This window comes from Variovorax boronicumulans NBRC 103145 (genome assembly GCF_001591345.1).
In the GTDB taxonomy this organism is placed as follows: Bacteria; Pseudomonadota; Gammaproteobacteria; order Burkholderiales; family Burkholderiaceae_C; genus Variovorax; species Variovorax boronicumulans.
Genome location: NZ_BCUS01000009.1, coordinates 61,843 through 77,837, shown reverse-complemented (window position 1 = coordinate 77,837; position 15,995 = coordinate 61,843). Strand labels below are relative to the sequence as shown.

Sequence of the window (15,995 nt, the reverse complement as noted above, 5' to 3'; positions counted from 1 at the left end):
GAATCAATAGCAAGCAACCGGGCGACCGATGTCCAAGTTGCCGCTCCCCCTGTCCTCGGTACCTGAGAGATTCACCCTGCTGCACCCGCAGCGGGTTTGCTCCTTCGGTGCGCCACATGGCGTGGCGGCTCTCCAGACGGCTGTATCGGTGAGTGCAGTACTGACCCCTTGCCGAAGTTCCTGGGCGTTGCCTGGAATTTCGTCGGGCCGACCTGAGCGTTTATGGGAGTTTGCGCCTTCGGTAGGGCCTCCGTGGAGGCCCGCTCTCCTGCAATTGTTGGCGATTGTAGGCGGGCCCCGCAAGCCGGCCAAGCCCTGTACATCGGCACTTCACACCGATGGGATAATTGAATGTTGATTTTTGGTAAAGCAAACTTTTTTCTACAGGTGGGGACCTCATGATCCTGGTTACCGGCGGCGCAGGCTTCATTGGCGCCAATTTCGTGCTCGACTGGATCGCGCAGGGCAACGAGCCCGTCGTGAACCTCGACAAGCTGACCTACGCGGGCAACCTCGAGACCCTCGCGTCGCTCAAGGGCAACGCGAGCCACGTCTTCGTGCAGGGCGACATCGGCGACAGCGCGCTGCTCGATCGCCTGCTGGCCGAGCACAAACCCCGTGCCGTCGTGAACTTTGCCGCGGAATCGCATGTGGATCGTTCGATCCACGGCCCGGAAGACTTCGTGCAGACCAATGTGCTCGGCACCTTCCGCCTGCTCGAATCGGTGCGCGGCTACTGGAACGCCCTGCCGGCCGACCAGAAGGCCGCCTTCCGCTTCCTGCACGTGTCGACCGACGAGGTCTACGGCTCGCTCTCCAAGACCGACCCGGCCTTCACCGAAGAGAACAAGTACGAGCCCAACAGCCCGTACTCGGCCAGCAAGGCCGCCAGCGACCACCTCGTGCGCGCCTGGCACCACACCTACGGCCTGCCGGTGGTCACCACCAACTGCTCGAACAACTACGGCCCGTTCCACTTCCCCGAGAAGCTGATCCCGCTGATGATCGTCAACGCACTGGCCGGCAAGAACCTGCCCGTGTACGGCGACGGCATGCAGGTGCGCGACTGGCTCTACGTGAAGGACCACTGCAGCGCCATCCGCCGCGTGCTCGAAGCCGGCAAGCTCGGCGAGACCTACAACGTCGGCGGCTGGAACGAGAAGCCCAACATCGAGATCGTCAACACCGTGTGCGCCCTGCTCGACGAGCTGAGCCCGCGCGCCGACGGCAAGCCGTACAAGGAACAGATCACCTACGTCACGGACCGCCCGGGCCACGACCGCCGCTACGCCATCGATGCACGCAAGCTCGAACGCGAACTCGGCTGGAAGCCCGCCGAGACTTTCGACACCGGCATCCGCAAGACCGTCCAGTGGTACCTCGCGAACGGCGAGTGGGTGCGCAACGTGCAAAGCGGCGCGTACCGCGAATGGGTCGAGAAGCAATACGACGCTGCGCCTGCAAAGGCTTCCGCATGAAGTTGCTGCTGCTCGGCAAGGGGGGACAGGTCGGCTGGGAGCTGCAGCGCAGCCTCGCGCCGCTCGGCGAAGTGGTCGCACTCGATTTCGACAGCACTGACTTCCACGCCGACTTCAGCCGCCCCGAGCAGCTGGCCGCCACGGTGCTGGCGGTGCGTCCCGACGTCATCGTCAATGCCGCCGCGCACACCGCCGTCGACAAGGCCGAGAGCGAGCCCGACTTCGCGCGCAAGCTCAACGCCACCTCGCCCGGCGTGGTGGCCGAGGCCGCGCAGCAGATCGGCGCGCTGATGGTGCATTACTCCACCGACTACGTCTTCGACGGCAGCGGCACCCGCCCCTGGAAAGAAGACGACGCGACCGGCCCGCTCAGCGTGTACGGCCAGACCAAGCTCGAAGGCGAGCAGTTGGTGGCGCAGCATTGCGCGAAGCACCTGATCTTTCGCACCAGCTGGGTGTACGCCGCACGCGGCGGCAACTTCGCCAAGACCATGCTGCGCCTGGCCAAGGAGCGCGACAAGCTCACGGTCATCGACGACCAGTTCGGCGCCCCGACCGGTGCCGAGCTGCTGGCCGACATCACCGCGCACGCTATCCGCGCCACCTTGCAAGACCCGGCCAAGGCCGGCCTGTACCACGCCATCGCCGGCGGCGAGACCACGTGGCATGGCTACGCGCGCTTCGTGCTCGAGATGGCGCAGCAGGCCGGCGTCGAACTCAAGGCCGGCCCGCAGGCTGTGGAGGCCGTGCCCACCAGTGCCTTTCCGACGCCCGCGAAGCGCCCGCACAACTCGCGGCTCGACACCACCAAACTGCAGGCCACCTTCGGCCTGCGCCTGCCGCCTTGGCAGGAAGGCGTGGCACGCATGCTGCGCGAGACGCTCTGACCGACTGATTTTTCCTGCCCCTCACAGAAGAAGACTCCCATGACGCAACGCAAAGGCATCATCCTTGCCGGTGGCTCCGGCACCCGCCTGCACCCGGCCACGCTCGCCATGAGCAAGCAACTGCTGCCGGTGTACGACAAGCCCATGATCTATTACCCGCTGAGCACCCTGATGCTCGGCGGCATGCGCGACATCCTGATCATCAGCACGCCGCAGGACACGCCGCGCTTCCAGCAGCTGCTGGGCGACGGCAGCCAATGGGGCATCAACCTGCAGTACGCGGTGCAGCCGAGCCCCGATGGCCTGGCGCAGGCGTTCATCATTGGCGACAAGTTCGTGGGGAATTCGCCGAGTGCGCTGGTGTTGGGGGACAACATCTTCTATGGGCATGACTTTGCCCATCTGCTGTCGGACGCTGATGCGAAGCAAAGCGGTGCGACCGTGTTCGCGTACCACGTGCATGACCCGGAGCGCTACGGTGTCGTGGCCTTCGACGCCCACGGCAAGGCCAGCAGCATCGAAGAGAAGCCCGTCAAGCCCAAGAGCAGTTACGCCGTGACCGGTCTGTATTTCTATGACAACCAGGTCGTCGATATCGCCAAGGCGGTGAAGCCGAGCGCACGGGGCGAGCTGGAGATCACGGCGGTCAACCAGGCGTACCTGGACCTGGACCAGCTCAACGTGCAGATCATGCAGCGCGGCTATGCGTGGCTGGATACGGGCACGCACGAGAGTCTGCTCGAGGCCGGCCAGTTCATTGCGACGCTGGAGCATCGGCAGGGGCTGAAGATCGCCTGCCCTGAAGAAATTGCATGGCGCCATGGCTTCATCGACAGCGCCCAACTCGAGAAGCTGGCCGCGCCGCTGCAGAAGAACGGATACGGAAAGTATCTGAAGCACCTGTTGTCCGAGGAGGTGCGCTCGTGAATGTCATCCAAACCGAGATCCCCGACGTTCTGATCATCGAGCCGAAGGTCTTCGGCGATGCCAGAGGGTTTTTCTACGAGAGCTTCAATCAACGCGCATTCGAGGAGGCGATTGGATCGAAGGTCGACTTCGTTCAGGACAACCATTCAAGGTCCTCCAAGGGTGTGCTTCGGGGGTTGCACTATCAGGTCCAGCAAGCGCAAGGAAAGCTGGTGCGCGCGGTACGTGGCGCGGTGTTCGATGTGGCCGTGGACATCCGAAAGTCGTCCGCGACCTTCGGGAAATGGGTCGGCGTGGAACTCAGTGAGGACAATCACAGGCAGCTGTGGGTCCCCCCCGGTTTCGCGCACGGCTTTCTTGTGCTCAGCGATAGCGCCGACTTTCTCTATAAAACCACTAACTACTATGCCCCGGCGCATGAGAGATGCATTCTCTGGAACGACTCGGACATTGCAATCACTTGGCCCGATATCGCAATGGAGCCAACGCTCTCGTCAAAGGATGCGGCTGGAGTGACTCTGGACGGGGCTGAGGTCTTCATTGCCTAGTGCATCTCTATTGACAGCAGCGCAAGACCGCCGCAAAGGCGGTGAGTCGGAGGCGACTGAAACGTACGACTCACAAAGTGAACCAAGAGACTATGTCCGAACTTGACTTCAGCGCTGCGCTGGAAAAAATCGATATCGCACCCCAGCCGAGTGCTTGGTTAGGCCATATTCCATTTGGAGCGTGGATCGTTGAATCGCTCAGGCCGCGCGTCTTGGTAGAACTTGGGACGCACTATGGGCATTCCTACTTTTCGTTCTGCCAAGCGGTGGCGCGCGCGCGATTGAATACCAAGTGCTACGCGGTTGACCTATGGGAAGGCGATGAGCACGCCGGCAGCTATGGGGAAGAGGTTTTTTCGAGCGTCAATTCGAAGAACGCTCAATTTGAGACGTTTTCGCGCCTGCTGCGTATGACGTTCGATGACGCTGTGAAGTATTTTTCGGATGGCAGCATCGACCTGCTGCATATCGATGGGCTTCACACATATGAGGCGGTCAAGCACGACTTCGAATCTTGGAAGTCAAAGCTTTCGCGTCACGCGATCGTGCTTTTCCATGACATCAATGTGCGGGAGAGAGATTTCGGCGTATGGCGGCTCTGGGAAGAGTTGTCGGGTGCGTATCCGACGATCGAATTCCTGCACTCGCATGGCTTGGGTGTTTTGTTCTACGGTGTCGATCAAAGCCCCATAGCAGTGTCGCTCATGAAGTCATTTGGTACAGAAGCAGGTCGGGCCTACATCACGCGATTGTTCGGCGAATTGGGCCGCATGATCGAGGTTGACCGAAAGGTTTCTGACTTGTCCAGAACTTTGACTGAAAAAGCGGAATCTTTTGTCACGGCTGCTGCCGAGTCGAAAAATCAAGTGACTGCACGTGATGAGCACATTGCTCAGCTTTTGCTGCGGAATGCGGCGGCCGCAAATCTGCTTGCGACAAAAGAAGCTCAGATCAGTCAATTTGAGAAGCACGCCGAGGTGCTACGGGCAGACCGGGTCAAGCGCGAGGCGGAGTGGGTAAATAGTCAATTACTACTTGATCAAGCGCTTCAACGAGAAGCTGCATTGAACGCATCCTTGCAAGAAGTCTGGGCATCGACGAGCTGGAAGGCGTCCAGTCCGATCCGCTGGATGGGCGCTCGGGTCGCGAACATGCGTGCCGTTAAAAGACTTTCTCTACCCGCGAGTGAAGCGGCTGGAGGCCGATTGCGTTTAGCGCGTGCCGTGGGGCGCGTCCTTGTGCAAGAAGGCATTTCGGGCTTAAAGCGCCGGATCGTCAACTTTGATCAATCTGGCTATGCAGCACGTACGCACACGGATCCCGCGTTAGAGCAGCGCCAGACGCGCTATACCGTGGCTCGACACAGCGAGACAGTGGATGTGATTGTTTGCGTGCACAACGCGTTATCTGACGTTAAGAATTGCCTGAGTTCGCTTGTCGCTCATACCCTACCGCCGTATCGCATTATTGTGGTGGACGATGGTAGCGACGAAGAGACCAAAAACTATCTTGCCGACTTCGTTCGAAGTCAAGGTGGGGTATTGGTTCGCCATGAGGTTGCTCGTGGCTACACGCTTGCCGCCAACGCAGGCATCCGGGCGTCGGATGGAAAATTCATTGTTCTGCTGAACAGCGATACCGTTGTATCTTCTCAATGGCTTGACAGGATGATTGAGTGTGCAACCTCAGATCCACGAATCGGTATGGTTGGGCCGCTAAGCAATACTGCTTCTTGGCAGTCCGTTCCTCGAATATTCGACGAAGCTGGGGATTGGTCGTCCAATCCATTGCCGTCAGGAATCGCGATCTCAGACATGGCGCAACGAGTGGCCATGACATCACGTCGGTCTTATCCGCGGGTTGGGTTCCTTAATGGCTTCTGTCTTCTGATCCGCCGCGAGCAATTGTCGGACGTCGGTCTCTTCGATGAAGAAAACTTCGGGAAAGGATATGGCGAAGAGAACGATCTGTGTGTCAGAGCTTTCTCGAAGGGCTGGCAACTGGCCGTCGCTGACGACGTGTACGTATTTCATGCGCAATCCAAAAGCTACTCAACCGAGCGACGAATGAAGCTCGCGAAGGCGGCCGACGAGAACTTGCATCGCAAGCACGAAAGTGCCTCGATCATGAATCAACTCGAAATTACTCGCTATAACCTCGGGCTGACGGCTGTACGTGCTCGAATGCAAGTGGTGAATGAGCAATTGCTCGCCAGAAAGCTAATTCGCCATCAGTTTGAAGGGAAGCGGGTATTGATTATTTTGCCGGTTTCGCATGCTGGCGGCGGCGCCAACGTCATCTTGAGCGAAGCCACAGTTTTGCAGGAATGCGGTATAGATGTTGTCATTGCAAATATTGAAACCGCCCGTGCTTCATTTGAAATTTCATATCCGAGTTGCAGCCTGCCAAAATTGTGGGTTTCAAATTGGAATCAGCTGTCCGAATACGTAGATTCATATGATGCAGTGATTGCGACACTCTACTCCTCAGTATTTTGGATTAGGGACGCGCTGCAGGCGAATTCATTGCATAAGCCTGTGATGGGTTATTATATTCAGGACTTCGAGCCCGACTTCTTTCCAGAAAATAGTAGAAACTATCAAGAAGCGCTTGCAAGTTACTCAGAGGCTTCGATGAAGCTAATGACAAAGACTCGATGGAACCAAAGAAAGGTCATGGAGAAAACTGGTAAGTCGCCATTGCTTCTTGGGCCGAGTTTCGATTGGTCTCGATTTGCCCCGCCTTCGGGTCAAAGAAAATCCAAGGAAATCGTCATATGCGCCATGGTCCGACCATCAACTCCGCGTCGTGGGCCGCAGATGACGGTCAATGTGCTGCGTCGCCTGCTGGCGGAGCGGGCAGGGGTGGTTCAGGTCCGTATTTTCGGCTGTCCTTCCAATGATCCGATTCTTGCCCCGTTGGAATCATTTTCGGGGTATCAAAGCTATGGCGAACTAAATTCGGCGGAAGTGGAAGCTTTGATGAAACGTGTTGATGTGTTTGTCGATTTGTCGACATATCAAGCCATGGGTTTGAGTTGTTTGGAGGCGATGGCGAGTGGCGTGGCAGTCATCGGGCCTGTAAATGGAGGAATTTCGGAAATTGTGATTCACGAGGAGTCGGGCCTTCTCGTTGACACGCTTGATGAAGAGCAGTGCACCCAGACCTGTTTGAGATTGATTGATGATGGGGATCTGCGGCAGCGACTAAAAACTGCTGGGATAGAAAGAACTGCAAGCTTTTTTCCAGAAAAGCCGGCATTGACAATGATGCAGGCGCTTTTCTCTGGTGATGCCGAGACTAAGGCGGTCCAATGAAAAAAAGAATTCATGTTCTGGCTGAATGTGGGGCAGATGGAAAGCCGTTCGGGGCGAGTCATATTCGCCTGTTGCTCCCCCTGTCTCATCCGAGTATTCAAGAAAAATTCACCCTGTCTTACGGCGTGGAGTTGCCCGGATTTAGCGTTGATCTGGTTGTTGTAGAGCGCGGCTGGCGCCACGATGCTGACTTTTCGGACCAGGCACGCCTTTTGAAGCATCTTGAAGTATTAGGAATTCCGTATATTTACGCCACAGATGATAATTTGCTGGATCTGAATTCCCAGCCCGGGGCTCCTGATTACCCCAGCGCAAGGCAGCGGCAGATCATGATTCGATTTGCGCGAGAAGCGGCAGGAGTTCTTGTTTCTACGGATGCGCTGAAGTGTCGGATGGCTCGGCTAAATGCAAATATTCAAGTGGTTGGAAATTATTTGGATGAGCGCTTGTTTGAATTTGATGCTCTGAGAAATCGGCTTGAAAGTCGAAGGGCGTCAGATGATTCTTCGTTGGTGATTGGGTACATGGGCACCTATTCCCATTTGGAGGATCTGCTAATGATCGCAGAGCCGCTGAGACGATTTCTTCATGCAAGAAAAGACTCGGTTCGAATGGAGATTGTCGGGATTGGAGACGAGGCCTTGGTAAGAGGGGTTTTTAATGAATTGCCTGTTCGCGTTCTTAAAGTTCCCGTGGATCAAGTTGAATATCCCAAATTCATGCAATGGATGCAGCGTGAAGTTAAATGGGATTTTGCAATTGCTCCGTTGATTGAGTCGGGTTTTAATGATTGCAAGTCTGATTTAAAATTCTTGGATTATTCGGCGAATAACATTCCAGGAATTTACAGCTCCACCAGGAGCTATGTCGATACGGTGGTAAATAAAAAAAATGGGTTGCTGGCATCCGCCAGTCCAGATGAATGGAGGGGTGCTCTTGAGTTGCTGGCTGATGATTCGGCGCTTCGGCTATCGCTGGCGGACGAGGCTTTTTCTTATGTTCGAAAGCACCGCATGTTGGAGACAAATGCGGCGCGCTGGGGCGAAGCTATCGATGCGATTCTTATAGCGAAGACTGCTGAGAAAAATCTGACCAACGTTTGGTCGGGGCAGGAAGTTTCTTTTTCCATCCCCGCCACTCGTAATGAAAAAATTCTTGCATTGGTCGATGTGAAGGACTTTGGCCTGGAGATCGGGCCTAGCTTTTCTCCAGTAGCTCCGAAATCTCAGGGATTCAATATTCAGACCTTAGATCATGCGAGTCGAAGAGATCTGATTCGTAAATACGAAGGTGTCGATGGTGTGGACGTCTCAAAGATCGAGGAAGTGGATTTCGTCTGGAAGGGAGAAGTCCTGCCTGAACTTATAGGAGGAGAGGGAAAATACGACTACGTAATTGCATCTCACGTCGTCGAACATACGCCCGACTTGGTTTCGTTTCTTCAGCAGTGCGAAGCCATCCTCAAGGACGGCGGCGTGCTCTCCTTGGTAATTCCAGATAAGCGCTATTGCTTTGACTACTTCAGAGGAATTTCGACCACAGGAGACGTGTTGCAGGCGCATGTTGAGCGCAGACGCGTACACACCGTTGGAACGGTATTAGATCATTTCGCCTACCAGGTCTTTTTGGATGGAAAACCTTCCTGGGGGAAAGATAAAACCGGGGAGCTTGCGTTTTCAGTCGCTTTCGACGAAGCATTGCGAATGGCTGAGGCAGCAAAAAAACAGGATGAGTACCTGGATGTTCACAATTGGAGATTTACCCCATCCTCATTTCGATTAATTGTTGACGATTTGGTTCGAATGGGTTTGATCAACCTGCACGTAGAGCGTGAGTACCCTACCTTTGGTTGCGAATTCTTCGTGTCTTTTGTTAAGCGTGATGCCGCGGCTGCCCTTAAGGATCGCTTCGTCATGGCAAGTCGCACGGCGGCGGAGCTCAGGGCTCAATAAATGATCCCGGTAACACTTCATCGTGATCTCGGCATGCGAAAGAAATGTGCTAGGGATGCTCATCTAAAGCAAGGCTATTTTAAAATGCCGGGAAATTCGCAATGGAGGTCGCTAAATTGGGAAAAATAGCGCAAGCATCGGCAAGAGCTTGAAAAATCAGATATTTCCGATCGCACTCGGGTATTTGAACCGACATTCGCGGGTTTGTTGTGAGTGGTGTCGTGCGGTGGCGCTGATGAGGTGAGCCAGCAGGTCGAGCCGGAGGAGATTGGTCGATGCGAATCTCTAAAAGGCGCTCAAAAGCGTTTTTCCCCATGCACTAGGCAAGGCAAAGCCGTGGTCGCCTCGTTGGGAGGCTGCGCGGCTTGGCATCAGAACAACCTAAAAAACGAGTCCCAACCCCTGGAAAGACGCTCAATGCGGTTCACAACATGCGCAGTGAACTGCAGCACATTGATCGAGGACAAATACCAGGGCGCGCCAGACCTGTAACCGCCCGGTGGCAGGCATGCGGCGAGCGGCGGTACACCGAGGGCGACGTGTTCCAGCAGACCGTGCCGCAGTTCAGATACAGCTACCGCGTTGGAGACAGCAGGGAGTCATACGGTTTGTTCGAACCGCGCTGAGTGACTGTCGAAGGAAAGAGCACAAGGCTACCTCCGTAGGTTGCATCGAGATCGCTCGCTTCGCCTCCAAGTGATTTCGCTGGACGCCCGTGGGGCAGCCGCTTTCGGCAATTGATGTGGCTCCGTGTCACCGCGAAGGCTGCGTCCCACAATCAAAGGACCGTTCACTCGACGAGGAGAATTGCTCGAGACCCTGAACTCGTTGTGCAGTCCTAGCTCTCGACAATCCGCCCGTGTTCCATATGGATCACGCGATTGCACTCCTTGGCAATCAGCTCTGGCGAGTGCGATGCCAGCACCAGGATGCCCGACTTGGATACCACATCGCGCATCCGCTTCTCTGCCTTCTCGGTGAAGGCAGCGTCGCCCACCGACAGCCATTCGTCCATCAGCAGGATGTCCGCTTCGACGCTGGTTGAGATGGAGAACGCCAGCCGCATCATCATGCCGGTCGAGTAGGTGCGGACGGGCATGTTGACGTACTCGCCCAGGCCGCTGAACTCGCAGATGTCGGGCGTGAGCCGGTCGACCTCTTTTTTGCTCATGCCCATGACGAGGCCGCGCAGCATGATGTTCTCGATGCCGGTGGCGTCCATCTCGATGCCCAATGCGGGATCGATCAGGCTGGCCACGGAGCCCTGGCGCGTGAACTCGCCCGACGACGGTTCGTAGACGCCCGCCAGCGTGCGCAGCAGCGTCGACTTGCCCGCGCCGTTGTGGCCGATCAGGCCCAGCCGGTCGCCGCTCTTGAGTTCGAGGTTGAGGCCGCTGAGCGCCTGCACCACGGTGACGCCGGTTTCCTTGCCGAAGCGCCCGCCGGTGACGGAGGCCGCCAGCGTCTTCTTGAGTGACACCGAGCCGGCCCCGTAGATGGGGAAGCTGACCGAAACGTTCTTGAGTGAAATGGATGCCATGGATCAGAGCCAGTAAACGACGCGGCGACGGTATTTGACGAACATCACACTCGCGGCGGTCAGGCACAACACGGTCCAAAGACCGATACCGATCCAGCTGTGGAGGTGGGCCACGCCGCCCATGAGCGGGGTGCGCAACAGGTCGAGCATCTGCGCGAAGGGGTTCCACAGCACGTACTTGGCCCGGCTCGGGAGGTTCTCGGGGAGCCAGAAGACGGGCGTGAGGAACATCAGCATCTGCATGATGCTGGTGATGATCTGGGTCACGTCACGGTAGCGGGTGCAGATGAGGCCCAGCAGCAGGCCGAGTGCATGGGCGTTGACGACGAGGATCAGGAAGGCCGGAATGAACAGGAGAACCGACCACGACAGCGAGATGCCGGCCCAGATGGCGACGGGGATGTACAGCACGATCTGGTGGGCGAACTGGATCAGGTTGCGCCCCAGGCCTCGCCACACGAAAAGGCTGATGGGAAAGTAGCCCTGTTTCAGATAATTGGAGGCGCCGACGAAGGCGTTGCAGGCATCGGTGACCACGGCGGAGAAGAAACCCCAGAAGATCACGCCGAGCGCCAGGTGCGGGAAGAACTTGTCCAGCTGGGTGCCGAAGAGCGAGGCATACAACGGCCCCATGCCGCCGATCATGACGCCCATGCTCAGCGTGAGCCACAGCGGGCCCAGCATGGAGCGGCGATAGCGCAGCACCACGTCGAACCAGGCCAGCGTCCACCAGATGTCGGTGCGGCGAGTGCCTTCCCACCAGTCGGCCAGGGCGCTTCGATGGAGATTGGAATGAACTTGGCTCATGCGTATGCGGTCGTGTCTTTGTCTGCCATGCGGACGATGCGGTCCAGGGTCAGGTTCCCATCACCACATGACACGGCGATGAGCAAAAGCGCTTCGTGGCCGAGGAGGTCAAGCGGGATTTCTTGGAGGGCTATGGCCGGATGGGCCGGGACGGTGCTCGTGCGAGCCCGCGCATTTTATTCAGAGTATCAACTGAGAGATAATTTTACCGGCTCCGGTTCCCGTGCAATTCGTAACCATGGAAGAGCCCACCGCTCCCCCGATCGGACGGGCTGCGGCTGCCATCGGCAGCATGCCCGACAGAAAAACGATCCACCCATGCGCAATCCTCGTCCTCTCGAAGTCTCCGTCGCCCTGTGCACCTACAACGGCGCCCGCTTCCTGCGCGAGCAGGTGCGCAGCATCTGCCTGCAGACCCGGCCGCCGATCGAGATCGTGCTGTCCGACGATGCCTCGCGCGACGGCTCGGTCGATGTCGTGCGTGCCACGGTGGCCGAATGCGCGGCGGAGCGCCCCGGGCCGCCCATTGCCTTGCGGGTCTTCGAAAATCCCGTGGCCCTGCGGGTCGTGAAGAACTTCGAACAGGCCATCTCGGCCTGCACCGGCGACCTGATCGCGCTGAGCGACCAGGACGACGTGTGGGTGCCCGACCGGCTCGAGCGGATGGTGGCGCCCTTCGTGCAGGACGACAACCTCTGGCTGCTGCACACCGATGCGCGCCTGGTGGATTCCCAAGGCCGCGACCTGGGCAACACGCTGTTCCACGCGCTGGAGGTCACGCCGTCCGAGATCGAGCGGATTCACACCGGCCGGGCCTTCGACGTGTTCCTGCGCCGCAACCTCGTGACCGGTGCGACCACAGTTTTCCGTCGCTCGCTGCTCGCCGATGCCTTGCCGTTGCCGGTGGAGTGGGTGCACGACGAATGGCTGGCCATCATCGCGTCGACGACGTCGCGGGTTGACCTGCTGGAAGAGCCGCTCATCGAATACCGCCAGCACGAATCCAACCAGATCGGCGCCCGCCGCGACACCTACAAGGAAAAGGTGCGCAAGGCGCTCGCCTCGCGCGGCAACACGCACGTCGAGCGCGCGATCAAGGCGGAGCTGTTGCTGGAGCGCCTGCTCCAGCTCGGCGATCGCGTGCCCCCCGAGATCATCGACAAGGTGCGCAGCAAGATCGTGCACCAGCGCTTTCGCGCCGCCTTGCCCGCCTCGCGTCTGGCCCGGTGCGTGCCGATCCTGCGCGAGGCCATGACCGGTCGCTACGACAAGTTCGGCCGCGGGGTGCGCGGCGTGGTCCGCGATCTTTTCGAATCCGTCTGACACAACAACAATGAACCCAATCAACGTCCCCGCGAACCCTTCCCGGCCCGGCGAGCCGACGGCCTGGCCGAACGTCGTGGTCATCATCCCGTTCTACAACGGCGCCGATTTCATCGAGCGCTCGGTGAAGAGTGTGTTTGAGCAATCGGTGCCGGCGCACGAGGTGATCGTGGTCAACGACGGTTCCCGCCCCGAGGAGCGCGCCGCCCTCGATGCGCTGGCCGCGCGCTACCCGTTCCGCATCATCGACAAGGAAAACGGCGGGCAGGGCTCGGCCCGCAACGCCGGTGTGAAGGCCTCCACCTCGGCCTTCATCTGCTTTCTCGACCAGGACGACTTCTACCTGCCGAACCACATCGAGACGCTGGCAGCCGCGATCCCGCCCGGCGACCGGCTGTTCGGCTATGTCTATGCCGACCTGTACGAGGCCGATGCTGATGGCAACGTGATCCGTACCGGTGTGATCAAGGAGCACGCGACGCACCCCAAGCGCAACATCAACGACCTGCTGCGCAACGACATGTTCGTGCTGCCCTCGGCCGCGCTGGTGAGTCGCAGGGCCTTTGAGGCCGTCGACGGCTTCGACTCGCAGTTCATGGGCTTCGAGGACGACGACCTGTTCCTGCGCATCTTTCGCAAGGGATTCAGCAACTACTTCGTGGACAAGGCCGTCACCGTCTGGTGCATTCACACGGCGAGCACGTCCTTCGGCATCCGGATGACCCGCAGCCGCTTCAAGTACTTCAAGAAACTCGTCCAGATGTTCCCCGACGAGCACCTGCGGGGGCGCTATTACCTGCGCGATTTCCTGGTGCCCCGCTTCCAGCCGTACTTCGTCAACCACGCGATCGAGTCGATCAAGAATGATGACCAGTACCGCGAGGAGATGAGCGCGATCCTCAACGAGTACGGCGCGATGGTGCTTTCAAACCCGTATGTGGGACGCAAGAAGAAGCTGCGCCTGCGGATCACGTTGTTCCTGCTCAATCACTGCCCGCCGGGCGTGGTGCGCCTGGTCGGCACGGTGACGAAGCTGCCGGGCATTCGCAGCCTGCGCAAGCTCTACAAGGCCTGATGCGCACCGCGGCGGCCTGGAGACCGCCGCAGCCTGGTCCTCAGCGGGCCGGCGCCGACGTCATCGCCGGGTCCATGTAGGTGGCGTGCGAGCGCGCGTACTCGGCGCGCAGGTGGCCCGCGTCCTTGTAGATCGGCGTGGCGTCGGCATCGGCGCGGGTGCACCAGTCTTTCTGGCACAGGGTCGGGATCGGGTCGATCACGATGGCGCCGCTGCGCTGCGCGATCTGCCGCATGCGCTCGTGCAGCGCCTTCTGCCTCGGGTCCCAGGGGGCGGTGGGCGACATCTTGCCCACTTGCATGTGGCTCAGTCGGCCACCCTTCACGAATTCTTCGGGGCCGAAGCCTGCGCCGACCGGGTTGTCCAGCAGCAGGTAGACCTGCTTGTGCTTGGACAAGGTCGTCAGCACCGTCTCTAACATGTTGAGCGAGAAGTCCACGCCGCCGCCGCCCATGAAGCGCCGCTTGTCCTTGCCGTCGAAGAAGTAGTAGCGGTCGGCTGCGGCGTTCTCGGCGTTGGGCTTGCCGGTCTCGGTGAAGTAGCAGTTCCAGCAGCCGCCGAAGACGACGGCGTCGAACCGGTCGCTCATGGCCAGCCGCATGCCGCCGTCGCGACGTTCGCCGCACAGGTTGTTCTGCTCGTCGACCACGTTGGGAATCGGCGGGCAGGCGCCCCAGGTCACGAAGGAGAGCGAATCGAGCGTGCCCGGCGAGGTCTTGGCGAGCTCGACGGCGCGCGGTCCGTACTGCTCGATATGGCTGTCCCCGAAGAACAGCACCCGTCGCTTGCCCTGCCCGATCTGCTGCAGCACCTCGCCGTCGACCTTGATCGGGCTCAGGCCGTCCGGGTAGGCCCAGTCCTTGGCGGCCGCGGCGGTCTTGTTGAAGTAAGGATCGCTGTGGCGGCCCACGTAGTAGCGCGTGGTCGCCAGCAGGCCGAGCACGACGAAGCCGACCATCACGGCCACCAGCCCCGCCGTGACCGTCGGGTTCTCGCTGCGGCGCGTGTAGCGCTCGACGAACCGGTAGGTCAGCCAGGCCAGCACGAATGACGCCACCAGCATCAGCGCCCGGATGCCGTCCGACGGCAGCTTGCCTTCGAGGATGCGTGCGTAAGCCAGCAGCGGCCAGTGCCAGAGGTAGAGCGGGTAGCTGATCAGCCCCACCCACACCATCGGCTTGGAGGCCAGCACGTAACGATTGAGCACGCCGCTCGGCCCGGCCGCGATGCAGAAGAAGGCACCCACCGACGGCAGGATGGCCCAGAACCCGGGGAAGGCCTTGCCGCCGCGGATGTAGCACAGGCCCAGCACGATCAGCACGAGGCCGGCGATCGACTGTGCGTGGCGGCTCCAGCCCGGCTGCGGCGGCGGGCGGTGCAGCCGCGCGTAGGCCAGCATGCCGCCGATCATCAGTTCCCAGAAGCGCGACAGCGGCGAATAGAACGCGGCCGTGCGGTGGCTGTGGATGGTCGTCACGTTGAGCAGGAACGACATCGCCGCCACCGTGCCGAGCACCGTGAGCATGCGCCACTTGCGCTTCCAGGCCAGGCCCAGCAGCACGGGCCAGAAGATGTAGAACTGCTCCTCGATGGCCAGCGACCACAGGTGCAGCAGCGGCTTGGTCTCGGCCGCGTTGTCGAAGTAGCCGGCCTCGCTCCAGAAGGCGAAGTTCGAGACGAAGCCCGCGCCCGCGGCCACGTGCTTGCCCAGCTGCTCCCATTCGTGCGGCAGCAGGGCGAACCAGCCGAAGGCCATGGTGGCCAGCAGCACCAGCGCCAGCGCCGGGAAGATGCGCTTCACGCGGCGCGCATAGAACTCGCGGTAGCTGAAGCCGTCGCCCTGGAAGCTGCCCAGGATGATGGTGGTGATCAGGAAGCCCGAGATGACGAAGAAGATGTCGACGCCGATGAAGCCGCCCTTGATCCACTGCGGGAACGCGTGGTAGCCGAGCACCGACAGCACCGCGATGGCGCGCAGCCCGTCGATGTCCGGGCGGTATTTCGGGTGAACCAGGTGGGCGTGTTCGGGGAGGGAGGTCGGGCTGCTCGTGGTCGTCATCGTCGGTGCTGAAAGCGGCGCTTGCGGGCTTCGGTGCGGGCTTTTCGGCCCCGATTGTCCTCGCAAACGCCGCCGTGCCTTT

11 protein-coding genes and 2 riboswitches are annotated in these 15,995 nt (G+C 59.6%); of the genes, 8 read left to right on the top strand and 3 right to left on the bottom strand.

Features of this window, described 5'->3' with window-relative positions; translation table 11 throughout:
• Nucleotides 1-39 precede the first annotated feature (39 nt).
• Nucleotides 40-146, bottom strand: a riboswitch (glycine riboswitch).
• 44 nt (nt 147-190) lie between these two features.
• A riboswitch (glycine riboswitch) is annotated at nt 191-281 on the bottom strand.
• 117 nt (nt 282-398) lie between these two features.
• From rfbB to VBO01S_RS31645, 6 genes are all read left to right on the top strand, one after another.
• Complete coding sequence (rfbB, locus tag VBO01S_RS04640) at nt 399-1,478, top strand: dTDP-glucose 4,6-dehydratase (RefSeq protein WP_062471170.1); 1,080 nt, start codon at nt 399-401, stop codon at nt 1,476-1,478.
• Nucleotides 1,475-2,365, top strand: coding sequence for a dTDP-4-dehydrorhamnose reductase (gene rfbD / locus VBO01S_RS04635; RefSeq protein ID WP_062471167.1), 891 nt, complete (start codon nt 1,475-1,477; stop codon nt 2,363-2,365). The genes rfbB and rfbD overlap by 4 nt, the downstream gene beginning before the upstream one ends.
• A gap of 39 nt (nt 2,366-2,404) precedes the next feature.
• The gene (gene rfbA, locus VBO01S_RS04630; RefSeq protein ID WP_062471164.1) at nt 2,405-3,292 is read left to right on the top strand and encodes a glucose-1-phosphate thymidylyltransferase RfbA; all 888 of its coding nucleotides are present in this window, start codon (nt 2,405-2,407) and stop codon (nt 3,290-3,292) included.
• The gene (gene rfbC / locus VBO01S_RS04625; protein ID WP_062471161.1) at nt 3,289-3,840 is read left to right on the top strand and encodes a dTDP-4-dehydrorhamnose 3,5-epimerase; all 552 of its coding nucleotides are present in this window, start codon (nt 3,289-3,291) and stop codon (nt 3,838-3,840) included. The genes rfbA and rfbC overlap by 4 nt, the downstream gene beginning before the upstream one ends.
• Nucleotides 3,841-3,932: 92 nt before the next feature.
• The gene (locus VBO01S_RS31650) at nt 3,933-7,157 is read left to right on the top strand and encodes a class I SAM-dependent methyltransferase (RefSeq protein WP_082817983.1); all 3,225 of its coding nucleotides are present in this window, start codon (nt 3,933-3,935) and stop codon (nt 7,155-7,157) included.
• Nucleotides 7,154-9,109: a methyltransferase domain-containing protein gene (locus tag VBO01S_RS31645; RefSeq protein WP_082817982.1), complete on the top strand. Its 1,956-nt coding sequence runs from the start codon at nt 7,154-7,156 to the stop codon at nt 9,107-9,109. Before VBO01S_RS31650 ends, VBO01S_RS31645 begins: the two co-directional genes overlap by 4 nt.
• Nucleotides 9,110-9,947: 838 nt before the next feature.
• On the opposite strand, the gene VBO01S_RS04615 is transcribed toward VBO01S_RS31645, so the two are convergent.
• Together VBO01S_RS04615 and VBO01S_RS04610 are read right to left on the bottom strand one after the other, a co-directional pair.
• Nucleotides 9,948-10,649: an ABC transporter ATP-binding protein gene (locus VBO01S_RS04615; RefSeq protein WP_062471155.1), complete on the bottom strand. Its 702-nt coding sequence runs from the start codon at nt 10,647-10,649 to the stop codon at nt 9,948-9,950.
• A gap of 3 nt (nt 10,650-10,652) precedes the next feature.
• Nucleotides 10,653-11,456, bottom strand: coding sequence for an ABC transporter permease (locus tag VBO01S_RS04610; RefSeq protein WP_062471153.1), 804 nt, complete (start codon nt 11,454-11,456; stop codon nt 10,653-10,655).
• 318 nt (nt 11,457-11,774) lie between these two features.
• Here VBO01S_RS04610 and VBO01S_RS04605 point away from each other — a divergent pair, with 318 nt between their 5' ends.
• Together VBO01S_RS04605 and VBO01S_RS04600 are read left to right on the top strand one after the other, a co-directional pair.
• Nucleotides 11,775-12,779: a glycosyltransferase family 2 protein gene (locus VBO01S_RS04605; RefSeq protein WP_062471150.1), complete on the top strand. Its 1,005-nt coding sequence runs from the start codon at nt 11,775-11,777 to the stop codon at nt 12,777-12,779.
• Between the two features lie 10 nt (nt 12,780-12,789).
• Entirely contained in the window at nt 12,790-13,854 is a 1,065-nt protein-coding gene (locus VBO01S_RS04600) for a glycosyltransferase family 2 protein (RefSeq protein ID WP_062471148.1), read from the top strand.
• Between the two features lie 40 nt (nt 13,855-13,894).
• Here VBO01S_RS04600 and VBO01S_RS04595 read toward each other — a convergent pair whose 3' ends face one another.
• Nucleotides 13,895-15,913, bottom strand: a complete 2,019-nt coding sequence (locus tag VBO01S_RS04595; protein WP_082817981.1) for an acyltransferase family protein — start codon at nt 15,911-15,913, stop codon at nt 13,895-13,897.
• Between the last annotated feature and the right edge of the window lie 82 nt (nt 15,914-15,995).

Bases quoted from the DNA above. Each gene is read 5' to 3' on its own strand.
- rfbB (WP_062471170.1), top strand. From the start codon at position 399: ATGATCCTGGTTACCGGCGGCGCAGGCTTCATTGGCGCCAATTTCGTG.
- VBO01S_RS04615 (WP_062471155.1), bottom strand. From the start codon at position 10,649: ATGGCATCCATTTCACTCAAGAACGTTTCGGTCAGCTTCCCCATCTAC.
- VBO01S_RS31645 (WP_082817982.1), top strand. From the start codon at position 7,154: ATGAAAAAAAGAATTCATGTTCTGGCTGAATGTGGGGCAGATGGAAAG.
- rfbD (WP_062471167.1), top strand. From the start codon at position 1,475: ATGAAGTTGCTGCTGCTCGGCAAGGGGGGACAGGTCGGCTGGGAGCTG.
- VBO01S_RS04600 (WP_062471148.1), top strand. From the start codon at position 12,790: ATGAACCCAATCAACGTCCCCGCGAACCCTTCCCGGCCCGGCGAGCCG.
- VBO01S_RS31650 (WP_082817983.1), top strand. From the start codon at position 3,933: ATGTCCGAACTTGACTTCAGCGCTGCGCTGGAAAAAATCGATATCGCA.
- VBO01S_RS04605 (WP_062471150.1), top strand. From the start codon at position 11,775: ATGCGCAATCCTCGTCCTCTCGAAGTCTCCGTCGCCCTGTGCACCTAC.
- VBO01S_RS04610 (WP_062471153.1), bottom strand. From the start codon at position 11,456: ATGAGCCAAGTTCATTCCAATCTCCATCGAAGCGCCCTGGCCGACTGG.
- VBO01S_RS04595 (WP_082817981.1), bottom strand. From the start codon at position 15,913: ATGACGACCACGAGCAGCCCGACCTCCCTCCCCGAACACGCCCACCTG.
- rfbA (WP_062471164.1), top strand. From the start codon at position 2,405: ATGACGCAACGCAAAGGCATCATCCTTGCCGGTGGCTCCGGCACCCGC.